The organism is Corynebacterium sp. AOP40-9SA-29 (assembly GCF_052377405.1).
Taxonomy (GTDB): Bacteria; Actinomycetota; Actinomycetes; order Mycobacteriales; family Mycobacteriaceae; genus Corynebacterium.
On record NZ_JBQSWR010000007.1, the window covers coordinates 179,637 to 198,131 of the forward strand.

Consider the following 18,495-nt stretch of genomic DNA (forward strand, 5'->3'; position numbering starts at 1 on the left):
TGCGCGGTGGCGGGGGGAGTGGGTCAGGCGGCTCAGGAGAGGTGGCGCAGGTAGCTGTCCGGGTCGCCGAGGAACCGGCGCCAGTTCTGCACCAGCGCCAGATCGTCGTAGTCGCGGCGGTGCAGACCGGTCTCGTCGAGCTCGAGGATCATCGCCCCGGGGGCGGACGCCAGCAGCGGCGAGTGGGTCGCCATGATCACCTGGGAACCGCGTTCGAGCAGGTCGGCGATCTGGGCCAGGAGCAGCAGGCACCCGTTGAAGGAGAGCGCGGACTCCGCCTCGTCGAAGACCCACAGTCCCCGCATCCCCGCGCGTCCGGTGACGAACTCCACGAAAGACTCCCCGTGGCTCTGGAAGTTGAACTGGTCCGGGCGTCCCGGGCGTCCCGAGTCTAGGGAGATGTCGTCGAGATAGGCCAGGTGGCCGTGCATCGTCTCGGCGCGCAGGAAGACCCCGTTCTTCGGTGCACCGCCCTCACGGATGAGTTTCATGTTCTCCGCGAGCCCGGACTCGGTGCGCTGCGTGTGGTGCATCGAGTGGTGCGTGCCGCCCTCGGGGTTCAGCCCGTACGCCTCGGCGATGGCTTCGACCAGGGTGGACTTGCCGGAACCGTTCTCGCCCACCAGGACGGTGAGCTGCGGCAGGTCCAGTCCGTGGTCGAGCACCTCGCGTACCGCCGGGATGTCCGCCGGCCAGGTGTTCCTGGCAGCGGGGTTGATCCCGAGTTCCTCGATCCGGCGCACGGGCAGCGGGGCGGGACGCTGCGGGTAGTAGACCATGGCCCCCAGCGTAGCGACACGAAACCCCACGGGATTGTCGGTCCAGGCTCCCCGGACCAACAACCGCGAGGGGTTTCAGATCGCTTCAGAGGGTTTCAGATCACCCCTGGTGCAGGGGGATTGACCCACCGGGGATCGAATCGAGCAGTCGACGGGTGTACTCCTCCTGCGGGTGGTCGAAGAGGTCGTCGGTCTCGCCGCGCTCCACGATCCTGCCGTGCTGCATCACCAGCGTCTCGTCGGCGATCTGCTTGACCACCGCGAGGTCGTGGGTGATGAACAGGTAGGTCAGGCCCATGTCGCGCTGCAGTTGGTTGAGCAGGTCCAGGACCTGCGACTGCACGAGCACGTCCAGGGCGCTGACCGCTTCGTCGAGGATCAGGGCCTCCGGGCCCAACGCCATGGCGCGGGCGATGGCCACGCGCTGGCGCTGACCGCCGGAGAGTTCGCCGGGGAACCGCGACATCATCGACTGCGGCATCGCCACGAGGTCGAGGAGTTCGCGCACGCGCTTCTCGCGGTCCTTCTTCGACCCCACGCCGTGGATCTTCAGCGGCTCGGCGATGGTGTTGAACACCGAGTACATCGGGTCGACCGAACCATAGGGGTTCTGGAACACCGGCTGGACGCGGCGTCGGAACTCCAGCTCGGACTTGCGGTCCAGGTTGGTGACGTCCGTGCCGTCGAAGGTGACGGTGCCCGAGGTGGGCTTGAGCAGCCCCAGCACCATCTGGGCCACGGTGGACTTGCCGGAGCCGGACTCACCGACCAGCGCCAGGGTGCGTCCGCGGCGCAGGAAGAAGTTGATGTCGTCCGCGGCGGTGAAGTCCTCCTTGCGCCACGGCTTGTCGCCGGGCACCTGGAAGACCTTGCGGAGCTTGTCGACCGTGATCAGCGGGGTTTCGGCATTCACGTCGGACGCGTCGGACGCGCCGCTGGCGCTGGACGCACCGGACGTGCCGGACGGCTCGGCGACGTGCACCTCGCTGCGGCGCGCACCGATCGACGGTGCCGCGGCGACGAGCTTGCGGGTGTAGGGGTGGTGCGGATCCTGCAGGATCTCCAGTGCGGGACCGGATTCCACCACGTGGCCCTGGCTCATCACCACGATGCGGTCGGCACGCTCGGCGGCCAGGCCCAGGTCGTGGGTGATCAGCAGCACGGCGGTGCCGAGTTCCTCGGTCAGACCCTGCAGGTGGTCGAGGATCTGGCGTTGCACGGTCACGTCCAGGGCGGACGTGGGCTCGTCGGCGATCAGCAGGGACGGACGCGCCGCCAGACCGCAGGCGATCAGTGCGCGCTGGCGCATGCCGCCGGAGTACTGGTGCGGGTACTGGCTGATGCGACGTTCGGCGTCGTCCAACCCGGCCTCGCCGAGCAGTTCCACGGCGCGGGTGTGCGCGGCGGAACCGGTGGCGATGTTATTGGCCTTCAACGCCTCCTTGACGTGGTGGCCGATGGTCCACACCGGGTTGAGGTTGCTCATCGGGTCCTGGGGGACCAGGCCGATGTGGTCGCCGCGCAGTTCGGTGAAGCGCTTCGGGCTGGCGTGGGTGATGTCCTCGCCCTCGAAGGTGATGGTGCCGGCGGTGACGTGTCCGTCGCCGGGCATCAGGCCCATGATGCTCATGGCGCTGGTGGACTTGCCGGAGCCGGACTCGCCGACCACGGCCACGGTCTCACCGGGGAAGATGTCCAGGTCGAAGCCGAAGACGGTGGGTTTCGGGTCCTTGGTGCTGCCGAAGGCGATGTCGACACCGCGCATGGACAGCAGGGGTTGGTCGCTCATCGGGTGCGCTCCTTCGGGTCGAGGGCGTCCTTGAGGGTGTCGCCCAGCAGGATGAAACCGAGGACGGTGATCGCGAGGGCACCGGCCGGGTAGAACAGGATCTCCGGGGACAGACGCAGGATGTCCTGTGCGGTCGAGATGTCGTTGCCCCAGGACACGGTGTCCGGCGGCAGGCCGACGCCGAGGTAGGACAACGTCGCCTCGGCGACGATGTAGATGCCCAGGTTGGTGGTCATCATCACGATGATCGGGGCGAGGCAGTTCGGCAGGATGTGGCGCACCAGGATCGCGCCGCGGGTCAGGCCCAGGGCGCGGGACGCCTGCACGTACTCATTGTTCTTGGCCTGCAGCACAGCGCCGCGGACCATGCGGGCCATCTGTGGCCAACCGAAGGCGGAGAGCACCAGCACCACCGTCCACACATTGCGCACGTCGAAGAGCTGCATCAGCACGATGGCGGCGAGCAGCAGTGGCACGGCGAAGAAGATGTCGGTGAGCCGGGACAGCACCGCGTCGATCCAGCCGCCGAAGAAGCCGGCGAGGGCGCCGACCACCACGCCGAGCAGCGCGACGACGAGGGTGGTCACCAGTCCGGTGATCACGGACGCCTGGGCACCGTAGATGGTGCGGGCGAAGACGTCGTAGCCCTGTTGGGTGAAGCCGAAGGGGTGTCCCTCACGCGCGGGTTCGAGGGAGTCCTCGAGGTTGGCGGTCGTCGGGTCGGTGGAGGTGAACAGTCCGGGGAAGGCGGCGACGAGCAGGACGGCGAGGATGATCACCGTGGAGATCCAGAACATCGGACGGCGCCTCAGATTGCGCCAGGCGGTGCCCCAGAAGCCCGCCGGGGCGTCCTCCGGGAGGAGCTGGTCTCGGGTCAGGACGTCTTCCGTGGCGACCTCGGCGACCCAGCGTTCAGTGCGGTTGTGGATGTCAGGCATATCGGATCCTCGGGTCGAGCAGGGCGTAGAGCAGGTCGATGATCAGGTTGGCCACCACGAAGATGACCACCAGGATCGTCACGACACTGACCACGGTGGGGGCCTCACCGATGCTGACGGACTGGAAGATCAGTCCGCCGACACCGTGGATGTTGAAGATGCCCTCGGTGACGATCGCCCCGCCCATCAGGGCGGCGAGGTCGGCTCCGAGGAAGGTCACGACGGGGACCAGCGAGTTACGCAGGACGTGGTCACGCACCACGACGCCGCGGGAGAGCCCGCGGGCCGAGGCGGTGCGCACGAAGTCGGCGCGCAGGTTCTGCGCCACCTCGGAGCGGGTCAGCCGCAGGACGTAAGCGAAGGAGACCATGCCCAGCACGATCGCCGGAAGCAGCAGACGGCTGAACGAGCCGTCCGACCCCACGGTCGGTGGGACCACGCCCCACTTGATGCCGAAGAGGAACTGGCCGACGAAGCCGATGACGAAGGTCGGCACGGCGATGATGAACAGGGACACGACCAGCAGGGTCGAGTCGAACCAGGAGCCCTTGCGCAGTCCGGCGATCAGGCCGAAGACGATGCCCATGACCGCCTCGATGACCAGGGCCATCAGCGCCAGCCGGATGGTGATCGGGAAGGTCTCGGCGAGGACTTCGGTGACGGCGCGTCCGGAGAAGGTCGTGCCCATGTCACCGGTGAAGAATCCGCCGATGAAGAGGAAGTACTGGACGAGGAAGGGCTTGTCCAGGTTGTAGTCGGCGCGGATCTGGTCGAGGACGGCCGGCTCGGCGGCCTTGTCGCCGGCCAGCGCGAGCACCGGGTCGCCCGGCATGAGGAAGACCATCGCGTAGATGAGGAACGTGGCCCCGAAGAAGACGGGGATGAGCTGGAGCAGGCGTTTACCGAGGTACCACCACACGGTCACTCACCGTCCTTCGTGATGTCGGTGTAGACGGGCATTCCCTGCCAGTTCGTCTGCACGCCGTGCAGGTCAGGGTTCCACGCCGTGGTTGCGGAGTAGTACCAGAGCGGGATCTGAGGGAGGTCCTGCATGAGGACGGCCTGCGCCTGGTCGTAGTAGGGCTGGGCCGCGCTGGAGTCCGGGGAGGCGGACGCCTTGGCCAGCAGGTCGTCGAACTCCGGGTCGGAGAAGTCGCCGTCGTTCGAGCCGCCGCCGGTGCGGTAGTTCGAGACGAGGAAGGACGAGATCGACGGGTAGTCGGCGTTCCAGCCGGAGCGGAAGGCGGTGCCCACCGTGCGGTTCACGATCGCATCGCGCTGGGCCTGGAAGGTGGGGTAGGCCTTGCCGGACGCCTTGATGCCCAGCACCTGCCGGATGCTGTTGGTCACGCCCTCGACCCACTGCTGGTGTCCGCCGTCGGCGTTGTAGGCGATCTGGAAGGTGTCGCCGCTGTAGGGGTTGATCTCATTGGCCTGCTCCCAGAGCTCCTTCGCCTTCTCCGGCTGGTAGGTCAGGACCTCCTTGCCGGGGACGTCGACGATGCCGCCCTCCAGGGTCGGGGCACCGAAGTCCTCGGCGATCTGCCGGCCGTCGAAGAAGAGCTTCTCGATGATCAGCTCACGGTCGATGGCCATGGAGATCGCCGCACGCCGCAGCCGGCCCTCCTCGTCGGTCTGGAAACCGGGGAGGTACTCGGGGATGGTGAAGTTCTGGATGGCGGCGTAGGGCGCGTCGTCGTTGCTGTCCGGGAAGTCCGCCCGGTAGCTGGGCATCGCCCGGGGGCCGACATTCTCACGCATGTGGTCCAGGTCGCCGGACTGCAGGTCGGCGTAGGCGGTGGCCAAGTCGGAGTAGTGCTTGAAAGCGATGCCGGGGTTCTCCGCCTTGTTCTCCCCGGCGTAGGTCTCGTTGGCCTTCAGGGTGATGGACACGTTGTGCTGCCAGGCGCCGTCCCCGTCGAACTCATAGGGACCATTGCCGATCGGGTGATTGCCGAAGGCGTCCATGTCCTCGAAGGCCACCTGCGGCAGCGGGGCGAAGGCGATGTAGCCGAGCTGGGTGGGGAAGGAGGCGTCCGGTGCGGAGAGGTCGATGGTGAACTCGTGGTCGTTGACCTCGGTGAGTCCGGACATCGCCGTGGCGGTGGAGCCTTCTGCGGCAAGTTCGTCGTAGCCCTCGATCGCGGAGAAGAAGTCCGCGCCGAGCTGGGCGTTGGAGGAGTCCGCACCGAAGTTCCAGGCGTCGATGAAGCTGGCGGCGGTGACGGGTTCACCGTTGGTGAACTCCCAGCCGTCCTTCAACGTCACGTGGAAGCTGGAGGAGTCCTCGTTGGGCTCGATCTCCTCGGCCACGGCGTTGTAGGGCTCGCCCTCCGGGGTGTAGGCGACGAGGCCGGTGTACATGGTCCGGAGGACCTCGCCACCATTGACTTCGTTGGTGTTGGTCGTGAGCAGCGGATTCTGTGGTTCGCTGCCGAAGAACGTGATGTAGTCGGACGGGATGTCGTCCCGGTCCGGCACACACGCCGTCATGGTGAGCACTAGAGCGAGCCCGGTGAGGGTCGCCGCGAGTGCCCGACGGGGTCGGATTCTCATTGATGGCACTTTCGTGAGGTGTACAGGAAACGTCAAGAAATGAATTCTAGTGAAACTGTGCCGTCTCGCATGGTGAAACAGAAACTTGTTCCCGCCGTGCCTCACCGTGGTTGTCGTGGTTGCCACGGGCGCGCGTGGAGATTGACGGGTGCGGGGGCTAGACTCTGCAGGCCATGCGACCTGACTTGTCCGACTACACCCACTTCTCCGCGGGGAAGGTCCGAGAGATCTACGAGATCGACGAGCACACCCTCCTCATGGTGGCCACCGACCGGATCTCCGCCTTCGACTTCGTGCTGGACACCCCCATCCCGGACAAGGGCCGGGTCCTCACCGCGATGAGCGATTTCTTCTTCGGACGGATCGACTTCCCGAACCACCTCGCCGGCACCGCCGATGATGAGCGCATCCCGCAGAAGTCCCTGGGCCGTGCCCAGGTGTGCCGCAAGCTGGAGATGCTGCCCTTCGAGTGCGTGGTCCGTGGTTACCTCACCGGTTCGGGTCTGGCTGAATACAAGGACAACGGCACGGTCTGTGGCGTGGAACTGCCCGAGGGGCTGACGGAGGCGTCGAAGCTCCCCGAGCCGATCTTCACCCCCGCGACGAAGGCGGAGCTCGGCGATCACGACGAGAACGTCTCCTTCGACGTCGTCGTGGAGAGCCTCGGACGCGAGCGCGCCGAGGAGCTGCGCGCCGCCTCGATCGCGATCTACACCCAGGCGTCCGGCATTGCCGCGGAGCACGGCATCATCCTGGCGGATACGAAGTTCGAGTTCGGTCTGGACGCCGAGGGCAACCTGGTGCTCGGCGATGAGGTCCTCACTCCCGACTCCTCGCGCTACTGGCCGGCGGACACCTACGAGGAGGGCAAGGTCCAGCCCAGTTTCGACAAGCAGTACGTGCGTAACTGGCTCACCGGGCCGAAGTCCGGCTGGGACCGCAACGCCGGCACCCCGCCGCCGGAGCTGCCCGGCCCGGTCATCGAGGCCACTCGCGAGCGCTACGTGGACGCCTACGAGCGCATCTCGGGGGAGCGCTTCGCCGACTGGATCGGCACCTGCACCGACCGCTGAGTGAACGGCGTCCGGTGGGGCGGCTACCATCGTGTCCCATGGATGTGAACCCACCGGTAGCCAAGAAGAAGCCCGTCACCCGAAGCTTCCACGGCCGTGATGTCGTCGACGACTACGAGTGGCTGCGCGACAAGGACAATTCCGAGGTCCTGGCGCACCTCACCGCCGAGAACGCCTACACCGACGCCCGTACCGCCCACCTCAAACCCCTGGAGGACGCGGTCTTCGAGGAAGTGAAGTCGCGGATTCAGGAGACCGACCTCTCCGTCCCGGTGCGCTCGGGGCAGTGGTGGTACTTCTCGCGCACGGAGGAGGGCAAGAGCTACGCCACGATGTGCCGCATCCCGGTGGACACCACCGACGCGGACGCGGCGTGGACGCCGCCGGAGATCGTGGCCGGGGAACCCGCCGCCCGCGAGGAGGTCCTGCTGGACTGCAACGTCCTGGCCGAGGGCGAGGAGTTCTTCAGTCTCGGCGCGGCGAGCATCACGCTGGACGGCACGCTGCTGGCGTACTCCACGGACACCGTCGGTGATGAGCGCTTCACCCTGCGGGTGAAGGACCTGGTTAACGGCGTCCTGCTGGACGACGTCCTGGAGGACGTCGCCTACGGCGCGACGTGGGTCGGCGACGATCATCTCTTCTACCAGCGCGTGGACGACGCCTGGCGTCCGCACGAGATCTGGCGTCACCGCATCGGCAGCCCCGAGAGCGAGGACGTGTGCGTCTTCCGCGAGGACGACGAGGCGTACTGGACCGGTGTCGGCGTGACCCGTTCGGAGCGCTTCCTGCTGGTTTCCACCGCCTCGAAGACCACGTCGGAGACGTGGTACCTCGACGTCTCGGAGGCCACGGGCGACCCCGAGGGCGAACTGACCTGCATCCGTCCCCGCGAGAAGGACGTGCAGTACGACGTCGACCACGTGGTCGTCGGCGGCGAGGACGCCTGGCTCGTCGTGCGTGAGGAGCTCGAGGGCCTGCCGAACGGCGAGGTCGGGCGGCACCCGCTGGGGGCCATCGAGAGCTTCGACGGGGCGTCCTACGAGGTTGTCGTCGCCCACCGCGACGACGTGCGCGTCGAGGGCGTGGACTGCTTCGCCGACCACCTCGTGCTCGCCACCCGCGAGAACGCCATCGAGAAGCTGGCTCTGATGGACGTCTCCGACGCCGCCGGCGGCTGGGGCACCTTCGAGCCCATCGAGTTCGACGAGGAGATCTACTCCGCCGGCACCGTCGGCAACTCCGAGTGGGAGTCGCCGGTGCTGCGCATCAGCTACACCAGTTACGTCACCCCGGCGCAGGTGTGGGAGATCGACCTGCGTACCGGTGAGCGCACGTTGCGCCGCGAGCAGACGGTGCTCGGCGACTTCGACCGCTCCCGCTACACCGCCACCCGCCGCTGGGTGGACGCCCCGGACGGGGCGCGCATCCCCGTCTCTTTGGTGCACCGCACCGATGTCTCCCTCGATGCGAGCAACCCGGTGCTGCTGTACGGCTACGGCTCCTACGAGGCCAGCATGGACCCGTACTTCTCGGTGTTCCGCCTGTCGATGCTCGACCGCGGCGTGGTCTACGCCGTCGCCCACGTCCGCGGCGGCGGGGAGATGGGACGCACCTGGTACGAGCAGGGCAAGGAACTGAACAAGACCAACACCTTCACCGACTTCATCGCCGTGGCGGACGATCTCATCGCCGCCGGCATCACCACGCCGCAGCAGATGGTCGCCGAGGGCGGGTCCGCCGGTGGGCTGTTGATGGGCGCGGTGGCGAATATGGCACCGGACCGCTTCGCCGGCATTGAGGCCGTGGTCCCCTTCGTTGACCCCCTGACCAGCATCCTCATGCCGGAACTGCCGTTGACGGTCACGGAGTGGGAGGAGTGGGGCGACCCGTACCACGACCCGCAGGTGTACGACTACATGGCGACCTACTCGCCGTACGAGAACGTCACCGCGCAGGCCTACCCGCCGATCCTGGCGATCAGCGGGCTCAACGACACACGTGTGCTCTACGTGGAGCCCACGAAGTGGATCGCGAAGCTGCGTGAGGTTGCTGGTGAGGTCGCCGGGGAAACAGGCGACTTCCTGCTGAAGACCGACATGACTTCCGGGCACGGGGGAGTGTCGGGGCGCTACGAGAAGTGGCACCAGTCCGCCTTCGAGACCGCCTGGGAGCTCGACCGAATGGGTGCCACGGAGTTGATCCGACCGTGATGCGAAAGAGCGCGCTCAAGAAGCTCTTCCTGTATCCGGCGAAGCCCTGTTCGTTCCTGAAGATCTGGTACATCGAGGCCAGGCTCGGTAAGAGGCTTCCGGCCGGGTACCGGAGACTGATCAGGGCAACGGGCGGCGGTGAACTACGGCGGGCCTATAGTTTCGTGCCCGGCGGTTTCGCGCCGCACACCTCTGAGGACGGAGTAGTGCTCTACCGGATCCTGGGCAACGGGGAGACGACGAATGGCGAGGAGAACTATCTTCACCGCGAAGCGCCCGAACTCATCGAGGACTGGGAACTGCCGAAGGGAGTACTGCCCTTCGCAGAGTCGGAAACGGATGTGGATTGTTTCGTCATAAACTACCGCCTGCCTGATTTCCCCCGCCGTTCCATTCTTCACCTGGACCCGGAAGTGGGTACCGAGCCGGTGAAGGTGGCGGACTCCTTCGATGACTTCCTCGCCATGTTGACTGCGGATCCGGACTGGGACGGGCAAGACGAGCTGGACGAGCTCCGTGAAAGATCGGAGAATGTGGTGCGGGCGGTGCGTGAAGGGCCGCTGGCGCCCGATCTTCGGGCCGCCATCGACGCCTCGGGCATCCCGGATGCCGAACGCCTCATCCGGGTCGCGACGGAAAAGATGATCGACCCTCCGGCCTTCAGCATTTCGTTCTCTGAGTCGGCGTGTATTTTCATCGACATCCTTTTCATGCTGGCATCCGGTGTGCGTCCCATTGTGGACCTGGAGGACTTCACCAATTTCGAGAGTCACAACAGGTCCCCCACTATGGTGTCCATGGTGCACGGATCATTTGTGACTGCCGACCAGGAAGACTCCTTGTCGTTAATGTCCGGTCCGTTCGATTACTGGTGGAGAGTGAGAACGGAACAGGGTGCCTTGATCCAGGTGGACGGAGGCTACCGGCTTGACGTCGCCTATCTTCAGTCGGTCATCAATGACCTGCGTGCGCTGTACTGAGTCGATGTCACTGGGCGAGCACGTCCGACAGTGATGTCGCCCGGTAGAGGCGACCGGTATTGCCCGCCGGTTCGCGATGTCCGGGGCACCCGGTATGGTGGTGCCTTGTTCCCCACCTACAGCTAGCAGCAAGGAAACAAGAGGAAACCCAGTGGCACGTGTCGTAGTCAATGTCATGCCCAAGGCCGAGATCCTGGATCCCCAGGGACAGGCCGTTGTTCGTGCCCTGGGACGCATCGGCGTCTCAGGCGTCGAGGATGTCCGCCAGGGCAAGCGTTTCGAGCTGGAGGTGGATGGTTCGGTCTCCGCCGAGGAGTTGGACCGCATCGCTTCCACCCTGCTCGCCAACACCGTGATCGAGGACTACGAGGTCGTGTCCGCCGAAGTCACAGAGGTCACCGAGTGAGCGCGCGCATCGGGGTCATCACCTTCCCCGGCACCCTGGACGACGTGGACGCCGCCCGCGCGGTGCGCATCGCCGGTGCCGAGGCCGTGGAGCTGTGGCACGCGGACGCCGACCTGAAGAACGTCGACGCCGTCGTCGTCCCCGGCGGGTTCTCCTACGGTGACTACCTGCGTTCCGGGGCGATCGCCGCCCAGGCGCCGGTGGTGCGCTCCGTGGTCGAGAAGGCCGCAGCAGGCATGCCGGTGCTGGGCATCTGCAATGGCTTCCAGATCCTCACCGAGTCCGGCCTGCTGCCTGGTGCGCTGACCCGCAACCAGGGCCTGCACTTCCACTGCACGGACGCCGAGCTCGAGGTCGTCAACGCCGACACGGCGTGGACGTCCTCGCTGGACGCCGGGCAGCGCATCCTCATCCCGTCGAAGCACGGGGAGGGCCGCTTCCAGGCCTCGGCGAACACCGTCGCCGAGCTCGAGGCGGAGGGCCGGGTGGTCTTCCGCTACACCGACAACTACAACGGTTCGGTCAACGGCATCGCCGGAATCAGCTCCGCCGATGGGCGGGTCGTGGGCCTGATGCCGCACCCGGAGCACGCCGTGGAGACCCTGACCGGGCCGTCGCTGGACGGCCTGGAGATGTTCCTGTCCGCCGTCGGCACCGTGGCAGCCTGAGGAGATACAGCATATGACTGACGTGAACGACACCGTCGCCCAGGCGACCGCCACCCCGGACCTGGATCAGCCGTGGGCCGAACTGGGTCTGAAGCCCGACGAGTACCAGCGCATCCGCGACATCCTCGGCCGGCGTCCCACCGACGCTGAGCTGGCGATGTACTCGGTGATGTGGTCGGAGCACTGCTCCTACAAGTCCTCCAAGGCGCACCTGCGCTACTTCGGTGAGACCACTACCGAGGAGATGAAGTCGAAGATGCTCGCCGGCATCGGCGAGAACGCCGGCGTCATCGACATCGGCGACGGCAATGCCGTGACCTTCAAGGTCGAGTCCCACAACCACCCGTCCTACGTGGAGCCCTACCAGGGTGCGGCCACCGGTGTCGGCGGCATCGTCCGCGACATCATGGCCATGGGCGCCCGCCCGGTCGCGGTGATGGACCAGCTGCGCTTCGGCGCGGCGGACGCCCCGGACACCCAGCGGGTGCTGCCCGGCGTCGTCGCCGGCGTCGGCGGGTACGGCAACAGCCTGGGGCTGCCCAACCTCGGCGGCGAGACGGTCTTCGATGCGTCCTACGCGGGTAACCCGCTGGTCAACGCGCTGTGCGTGGGTACGCTCAAGAGCGACGACCTGAAGCTCGCCTTCGCCTCCGGCGTGGGCAACCGGGTCATCCTCTTCGGCTCGCGCACCGGGCTGGACGGCATCGGCGGCGTGTCCGTCCTGGCGTCCGACACCTTCGAGGAGGGTGCCGAGCGCAAGCTGCCGGCCGTGCAGGTCGGCGACCCCTTCGCCGAGAAGGTGCTCATCGAGTGCTGCCTCGACCTGTACAACGCCGGCGTGGTCGTCGGTATCCAGGACCTCGGCGGCGCGGGCCTGTCCTGCGCCACCGCCGAGCTCGCCGCTGCCGGCGACGGTGGCATGCACGTGAACCTGGACAAGGTCCACCTGCGTGCCGAGGGCATGACCGCCGCGGAGATCCTCTCCTCGGAGTCGCAGGAACGCATGATGGCCGTGGTCACCCCGGACAACGTGGACGCGTTCATGGCCGTGTGCGAGAAGTGGGAGGTCATCGCCTCCGACCTCGGTGAGGTCACCGACGGCGACCACCTGGTCATCGAGCACCGCGGCGAGATCGTCGTCGACGCCGACGCCGCCACCATGGCAGATGAGGGCCCGGTCTACGACCGCCCCGTCGCCCGCCCGGACTTCCAGGACGCGCTCACCGCCGAGCCCGGCCTGACCCGTCCGACCTCGGTCGACGAGCTGCGCCGCACCGTGCTGGACCTGGCGGCGTCGCCCGCCCTGTGCTCGCGCGCCTTCATCACCGAGCAGTACGACCGCTACGTGCGCGGTAACACCGTGCTCGCGAAGGACGCTGACGCCGGCGTGCTGCGCATCGACGAGGAGACCGGCCGCGGCATCGCCGTGGCCACCGATGCGTCCGGTCGATACACCAAGCTCGACCCGAACACCGGTGCCCGCCTGGCCCTGGCCGAGGCGTTCCGCAATGTCTCGGTCACCGGTGCGACGCCGGTGGCGGTGTCGAACTGCCTGAACTTCGGCTCCCCGGAGGACGCCGGCGTGATGTGGCAGTTCCGCGAGGCCGTCCACGGCCTGGCCGACGGTTGCGCCGAGCTGGCGGTGCCGGTCACCGGCGGTAACGTGAGCTTCTACAACCAGACCGGTTCTGAGGCGATCCTGCCCACCCCGGTCATCGCCGTGCTCGGCACCATCGATGATGTCGCCACCCGCATCCCCACCCGCCCGACCGGTGGCGACCACGTGTTGTTGCTCGCCGGCGCCGAGACCGCCGATGAACTCGGCGGCTCGATCTGGCAGCAGGTCGCCCACTCCACCCTGGCCGGAATGCCGCCGACGGTGGACCTGGGTGCCGAGCAGAAGCTCGGTACCGCGATGGGGCAGCTGCGCGGCGTCGTCGCTTCGGCCCACGACCTGTCCGAGGGTGGCCTGTCCCAGGCTGTCGTGGAGTACGCGGTGCAGTCCGGCGCGTCTGTCTCCGTGGACCCGCTGGCCGCCCTGGCATCCGGCGCGACCACGGGTGAGGCTGTCGCTGATGTGTTCACCGGGCTGTTCTCCGAGACCGCCACGCGCGTGCTCGTCGCCGTGGACGCCTCCGACCCCTCGGCCGTGGACAAGGTCGAGGCCGTGTTCGCCGACAATGGTGTGCCGGTCAGCCGCATCGGTTCCAGCGTCTCCGGTCCTGCGTCCGATTCGCAGGACGCCACGATCGCCGTGACCACCGCTGGCGCGGAGTTCTCGCTGCCGGTGGCAGAGGCGAAGGCCGCCTGGGAGGGCACGCTGCCGTCGCTGTTCAGCCATGCCGTGGGAGCGAACTCCGTGGTGGAGTAGCACCGCTAGGCTCGGCCCTGAGGCCCGCTGTGGGGAGATCTCCCCACAGCGGGTTCTTTATATATGTGCATTTGATATTCTTCCATTGACTTTACTGGGTGCCTACATGGCACTCGACGTTTCACGAGGGAAGAATTCTCATGGCACACTATGACATCTACCAGTCCTTGGGGCTGGACCGGAGCGCCTCCACGAGTGAGCTCGATGGAGTGCTCGCTGAGCGGCTGGCAGCTACACCGCAGGACGATGTGGCGAGGCTCGACGAGCTGACCACCGCTCGCGCGGTCGTCGGCAACGAGACCCGGCGATCGCTCTACGACCAGCGTCTCGGCGACCCGAATGCCGCTGACATCGACGTGGCGTCCTTGAAAGAGCTCGCTGCACTCGACGTTGGTACGCAGGAGGGGCAGGGGAGTAGCGGTCAGTTCCAGCAGCAGGCCGGCCAGTTTGCCCGCACGGCCGGCGACAAGGCGTCCGCCGCTGGCCACCAGGTCCAGGACTCGTTCCGCCAGTCCAAGGGCCTGGCCATCGGCATCACCGCCGTGGTCACCGCCGTGGTCGTCCTGCTGGTCGGCTGGGGAATCGGCGCGTTGACCGGGGGCAAGACAGAGGACTTTTCGGCACCGAAGAAGGTAGTCGACGAGATGCTCGAACAGAACAATGCTGAGGATCTTCGAAACTGGTTGCAGGACAACACCGTCCACGAGTCCCGCGACGACGTGATGTCGGATATGAATGTCAGCAGCTCCAGTTCCTCGTCCTTCAGTGGCATGGACTCTTACTTCGGTGGGTCGGGCCTGTCTGCGACGGCTGGAATTACTGTGCAGCAGTACTCGATCTTGGGGGTGGAGTCGCTCGAAGAGATATACGACAGATTGGAGGACGGTGGCATCACTCGTGAGGAGGCTGAGTCTCTCGTCTACATCGGTATCACGGACGACGCCGGCAACGACAAGGCGACCATCACCCTCATTGAACGTGACGGGGACTACCGCATCGGCGATATCTACAAGTCCTGAGCCATATCCCAGGGAACCCAGCACTCACGAAGGAAGAACAACTCATGGCACATTACGACCTCTACCACTCCCTCGGGCTCTCCCGGCAGTCGTCTCCGGCGGAACTCGCCGCGGAACTCGACAACCAGCTCACGCAGGCACCCGCTGACGATGCCGGGCTGCAGGATCAGCTGTCCACGGCTCGGGCAATCCTCGGCGACGAGACCCGCCGCTCTCTCTACGATCAGCGACTTGATGATCCGTCCGCACCGGAGATCGACGTGGTCTCCCTCCGGGAGCTTGCTGCGCTGAATACCGGCGGCGCTCCGGCTCCCGCCGCAGCGAACGGCGCAGCATCCGGCGGGGCAGGGCAGTTCCAGCAGCAGGCCGGCCAATTCGCCCGCACTGCCGGCGACAAGGCGTCCGCCGCTAGCCACCAGGTCCAGGATTCCTTCAAGCAATCCAATATCCTGGCTATCGCCATCACCGCCGTGGTCACTGCGGTGGTTGTGGGCCTGGCTGGGTGGGCGTTGGGCCTATTCGGCGGCGGCGACCCCTACAAGGACGCGAAGAACATGACCAACGAGATGCTGGAACAGGGAAGTGCGGACGATCTGCGCTCCTGGATCCAAGAGAACTCCACCTACGAGGACCGCGACGACGTGCTGTCCACTTTGCGGCTCTCGGGTGATGGGTCGTTCAGCGGAATGGACTCCCTGTTCGGCGGAGGTCATCTCTCCGCCGGAGAGGTCGTGGCAAGCGATCAGCTTCTGATGATGACCTACGGAGACCTCGAGGACATCTACGAAGAATTTGCGGACGAAGGCTACTCCCGCGAGGAAGTCGACAGCATGGTCTTGGTCGGCGTGGCCGACGGCGGCGATGAGAGCAAGGGCTCCGTCCTCATGCTGGAACGCGACGGTGACTACCAGATCGTGCGTGTCGAGATCTTCTGACCTAGTTCATCGGGTACTGGCTCTCGTCGCGCAGCGGGTCCACCAGGGGCATGGGCCGGTACTTGGTACGCAGTTCGCGCAGCGTGGCGGCGTGCTGGGACAGTCGCTTGTCCTCCGGCGTGGTGGGGGTGAACTGCCGGGCGGCCAGGGGGTTGCCGTCGATGTCGGTGGCGATGTACGTCATCGAGGCGTGGATGCCGACGGGGAGGTTGCCGGTGCCCTCACGCGGGTCGCCGGCGCGCAGGTGCACCGACACCGACATGCTGCGCACGTCCGTGCGGATCACGCGGGCCTCGACCTCCACGAGGTCGCCGATGTGCACGGGACGGTAGAAGCGGAAACCGCCGGCGTAGACCGCCACGGTGCGCTCCCCGGTCCAGGCCGAGGTGCAGGCGGACGCCGCCTCGTCGATCCACTCCATCGCCGTACCACCGTGGACGTTGCCGCCCCAGTTCACGTCGGTGGGCTTGGCCATGAAGCGGTGCGTCATCCGCGGGGCGGTGGTGGCGGCGGGGTCGGAGGAGTAGCTCTGCTTGAGCATCTCCTCCTCGATGGCCTTGCGCAGCTGCACGCGCGACAGGGCCGCCTCCTGGACCCGCAGCCCCTTCTCGGAGCCGGGCTCGAAGTGCGGCACGGGCATGGACTTCCGGTTCTCGTCCATGGCGACGAAGATGACCAGGCAGTCGCAGGCGCGGGTGAACACGCCCTCACGCGGATCGGCGGAGAGCACCTCGTTGACGATGTGCATCGAGGATCGTCCGGTGTAGACGATGCGTGAGCGCACCTCGACGATGTGGCCCGAGGGGATCGGCCGGGTGAAGTGGATGTGCCCCACGTAGGCGGTCACGCAGTACGCGCCGGACCAGCCGACGGCGCAGGCATAGGCCCCCTTATCGATCCACTCCAGGACACGACCGCCGTGGACGCCCCGAGCACCCTGCATGAGGACGTCGGTCGGCGCAGCCATAAAGCGCAGCGTCGTCTCCGGTTGCAGCGCCCGTTCCTGCTCGTCTGCCCCTGTAACTGCCACAATCTGCCTTTCGTCTCACTGGTGAACACCGCCATACTACAGTCCCGGCCAGCGCCGCATTCCATCCCCGTGCACTCCCCGTATCATCGGGGGCATGTCACCGAGGCCGACGAAGACGACAGACCCCGCTGCGCTGCGCTCCGCGATGGTGGAGGTGTGGCCGTGGGTACGTGACCCGCAGGACGTCCCGCGCCCGTCACGCAGCGCCGTCGCCGCCGCCGTGCGGCTCAGCGTCGCCCAGCTCGAGCAGGACGCTCCGGGGCACAGTGTCGAGGTCAGGGTGCCGCCGTTCGCGGCGGCGCAGTGCGTCGAGGGGTCGGTGCACCGGCGGGGGACGCCACCGAACGTGGTGCAGTGCGATGCGCTCACGTGGCTGCGTCTGGCCGGCGGTCTCATCGACCTGGACGGTGCCGTGGCGGCGGGTGCGGAGGTGTCCGGGGCACACGCGGGTGACGTATCGCACTGGCTGCCGGTCGTCCGGGGTGTCTGAGTACGTCGGTCGCTGGTGGCACCGGGTAGGCTGGGTTCGGTTCAACGTAAGAACTTACTGCACGACGATCACCGCGAGTGAAGGCGAATTACTTTGACAGACCAGACCGATCCCCGCGACAGTTCCGGAGGCGCGAGCTACGCGGCCGCCGGCGTGGACATCGAGGCCGGCGACCGCGCCGTCGAGCTGTTCGCACCCATCGCCAAGAAGGCGACCCGACCCGAGGTCAGGGGAGGTCTCGGCGGCTTCGCCGGCCTGTTCGCCCTGGGGGACTACGAGAAGCCGCTGCTGGCCTCCGGATCCGACGGCGTCGGCACGAAGCTTGCGGTGGCGCAGGCGATGGACAAGCACGACACCATCGGACGTGACCTGGTGGCCATGGTCGTCGACGACCTGGTGGTCTGCGGCGCGGAGCCGCTGTTCCTGCAGGACTACATCGCCATCGGCAAGGTTGTGCCCGAGCACGTTGCCGAGATCGTCTCTGGCATCGCCGCCGGATGTATCGACGCTGGCTGCGCCCTGCTCGGCGGCGAGACCGCCGAGCACCCGGGCCTGATGGAGCCGGGCGAGTACGACGTCTCCGCCACTGCCGTCGGCGTGGTCGAGGAAGCCAAGCTGCTCGGCCCGGACCGCGTGCGTCACGGCGATGTGGTCATCAGCATGGCCAGCTCCGGGCTGCACTCCAACGGCTACAGCCTGGCGCGCCACGTCCTGCTGGAGAAGGCCGGTCTCGCCCTCGATGGTTACGTGTCCGACTTCGGACGCACCCTCGGCGAGGAGCTGCTGGAGCCGACGAAGATCTACGCGCTCGACTGCCTGGCGCTCGCCTCGGAGTGCGACGTGCACACCTACTCCCACGTCACCGGTGGTGGCCTGGCGGCGAACCTGGCCCGCGTGATCCCGGAGGGGCTCGTCGCCGAGCTCAACCGTGGGTCCTGGGAGCCGGCCCCGGTCTTCCGCACCATCGCCCAGCTGGGCAAGGTGTCGCAGGAGGAGATGGAGAAGACCTTCAACATGGGTGTCGGCATGGTCGCCGTCGTCGGTGAGGACGATGCGGAGCGCGCCCTGGCGATGCTCACCGCCCGCCACATCGACGCCTGGAAGCTTGGCCACGTCCGCCTGGCCGCCGAGGACGGCTCGGAGAACGGTGCCGCCGTGCGCGCCGAGCTCGTGGGGGAGCACCCGCGCACCTAAGCGCCGCAGTCAGAGGGGCCAAGATCGAGCGTGGGATGGTTGAATCATCGGGTT

Annotated in this window: 16 protein-coding genes; 10 read left to right on the top strand and 6 right to left on the bottom strand. The window is 66.9% G+C overall.

Annotated features, from left to right (window positions below):
- Positions 1 to 32: 32 nt before the first annotated feature.
- The 5 genes from ACT3SZ_RS13230 to ACT3SZ_RS13250 all read right to left on the bottom strand — a co-directional run bounded on the left by ACT3SZ_RS13230 (position 33) and on the right by ACT3SZ_RS13250 (position 6,062).
- Positions 33 to 779 (bottom strand): AAA family ATPase, encoded by a 747-nt coding sequence (locus tag ACT3SZ_RS13230; RefSeq protein ID WP_444619335.1) that lies wholly within the window; start codon positions 777 to 779, stop codon positions 33 to 35.
- 100 nt (positions 780 to 879) lie between these two features.
- Positions 880 to 2,568, bottom strand: coding sequence for a dipeptide ABC transporter ATP-binding protein (locus tag ACT3SZ_RS13235; protein ID WP_444619336.1), 1,689 nt, complete (start codon positions 2,566 to 2,568; stop codon positions 880 to 882).
- Positions 2,565 to 3,506 carry an ABC transporter permease gene (locus ACT3SZ_RS13240; protein ID WP_444619338.1) on the bottom strand — a complete coding sequence of 314 codons (942 nt, stop codon included), beginning with the start codon at positions 3,504 to 3,506 and terminating at the stop codon, positions 2,565 to 2,567. Before ACT3SZ_RS13240 ends, ACT3SZ_RS13235 begins: the two co-directional genes overlap by 4 nt.
- Positions 3,499 to 4,425, bottom strand: a complete 927-nt coding sequence (locus ACT3SZ_RS13245; protein WP_444619368.1) for an ABC transporter permease — start codon at positions 4,423 to 4,425, stop codon at positions 3,499 to 3,501. Before ACT3SZ_RS13245 ends, ACT3SZ_RS13240 begins: the two co-directional genes overlap by 8 nt.
- 2 nt (positions 4,426 to 4,427) lie before the next feature.
- Positions 4,428 to 6,062 (bottom strand): peptide ABC transporter substrate-binding protein, encoded by a 1,635-nt coding sequence (locus ACT3SZ_RS13250; protein ID WP_444619340.1) that lies wholly within the window; start codon positions 6,060 to 6,062, stop codon positions 4,428 to 4,430.
- A gap of 173 nt (positions 6,063 to 6,235) precedes the next feature.
- Between ACT3SZ_RS13250 and ACT3SZ_RS13255 the strand changes: the two genes are divergently transcribed.
- The 8 genes from ACT3SZ_RS13255 (at position 6,236) to ACT3SZ_RS13290 (ending at position 15,727) form a co-directional block, all read left to right on the top strand.
- A complete protein-coding gene (locus ACT3SZ_RS13255) occupies positions 6,236 to 7,135 on the top strand; it encodes a phosphoribosylaminoimidazolesuccinocarboxamide synthase (protein ID WP_444619342.1) in 900 nt (299 codons plus the stop codon).
- A 38-nt stretch (positions 7,136 to 7,173) separates the two neighbouring features.
- On the top strand, positions 7,174 to 9,348 hold the full coding sequence (locus ACT3SZ_RS13260) for a S9 family peptidase (RefSeq protein WP_444619343.1): 2,175 nt from the start codon (positions 7,174 to 7,176) through the stop codon (positions 9,346 to 9,348).
- Positions 9,348 to 10,328, top strand: coding sequence for an SMI1/KNR4 family protein (locus ACT3SZ_RS13265; protein ID WP_444619369.1), 981 nt, complete (start codon positions 9,348 to 9,350; stop codon positions 10,326 to 10,328). The genes ACT3SZ_RS13260 and ACT3SZ_RS13265 overlap by 1 nt, the downstream gene beginning before the upstream one ends.
- Positions 10,329 to 10,479: 151 nt before the next feature.
- A complete protein-coding gene (purS, locus tag ACT3SZ_RS13270; protein ID WP_444619345.1) occupies positions 10,480 to 10,734 on the top strand; it encodes a phosphoribosylformylglycinamidine synthase subunit PurS in 255 nt (84 codons plus the stop codon).
- Entirely contained in the window at positions 10,731 to 11,402 is a 672-nt protein-coding gene (gene purQ / locus ACT3SZ_RS13275; protein WP_444619346.1) for a phosphoribosylformylglycinamidine synthase subunit PurQ, read from the top strand. Before purS ends, purQ begins: the two co-directional genes overlap by 4 nt.
- 13 nt (positions 11,403 to 11,415) lie before the next feature.
- Positions 11,416 to 13,773 carry a phosphoribosylformylglycinamidine synthase subunit PurL gene (gene purL / locus ACT3SZ_RS13280; RefSeq protein WP_444619348.1) on the top strand — a complete coding sequence of 786 codons (2,358 nt, stop codon included), beginning with the start codon at positions 11,416 to 11,418 and terminating at the stop codon, positions 13,771 to 13,773.
- 140 nt (positions 13,774 to 13,913) lie between these two features.
- Positions 13,914 to 14,792 (top strand): hypothetical protein, encoded by an 879-nt coding sequence (locus tag ACT3SZ_RS13285; RefSeq protein ID WP_444619350.1) that lies wholly within the window; start codon positions 13,914 to 13,916, stop codon positions 14,790 to 14,792.
- Positions 14,793 to 14,836: 44 nt separating this feature from the next.
- Complete coding sequence (locus tag ACT3SZ_RS13290) at positions 14,837 to 15,727, top strand: hypothetical protein (RefSeq protein ID WP_444619351.1); 891 nt, start codon at positions 14,837 to 14,839, stop codon at positions 15,725 to 15,727.
- Between the two features lies 1 nt (position 15,728).
- On the opposite strand, the gene ACT3SZ_RS13295 is transcribed toward ACT3SZ_RS13290, so the two are convergent.
- Positions 15,729 to 16,694 carry an acyl-CoA thioesterase gene (locus ACT3SZ_RS13295; RefSeq protein ID WP_444619370.1) on the bottom strand — a complete coding sequence of 322 codons (966 nt, stop codon included), beginning with the start codon at positions 16,692 to 16,694 and terminating at the stop codon, positions 15,729 to 15,731.
- Positions 16,695 to 16,851: 157 nt separating this feature from the next.
- On the opposite strand from ACT3SZ_RS13295, the gene ACT3SZ_RS13300 reads away from it, so the two are divergent.
- Together ACT3SZ_RS13300 and purM are read left to right on the top strand one after the other, a co-directional pair.
- Positions 16,852 to 17,247 carry a sterol carrier family protein gene (locus tag ACT3SZ_RS13300; RefSeq protein ID WP_444619353.1) on the top strand — a complete coding sequence of 132 codons (396 nt, stop codon included), beginning with the start codon at positions 16,852 to 16,854 and terminating at the stop codon, positions 17,245 to 17,247.
- A 93-nt stretch (positions 17,248 to 17,340) separates the two neighbouring features.
- Positions 17,341 to 18,441, top strand: coding sequence for a phosphoribosylformylglycinamidine cyclo-ligase (purM, locus tag ACT3SZ_RS13305; protein WP_444619355.1), 1,101 nt, complete (start codon positions 17,341 to 17,343; stop codon positions 18,439 to 18,441).
- Positions 18,442 to 18,495 lie beyond the last annotated feature (54 nt).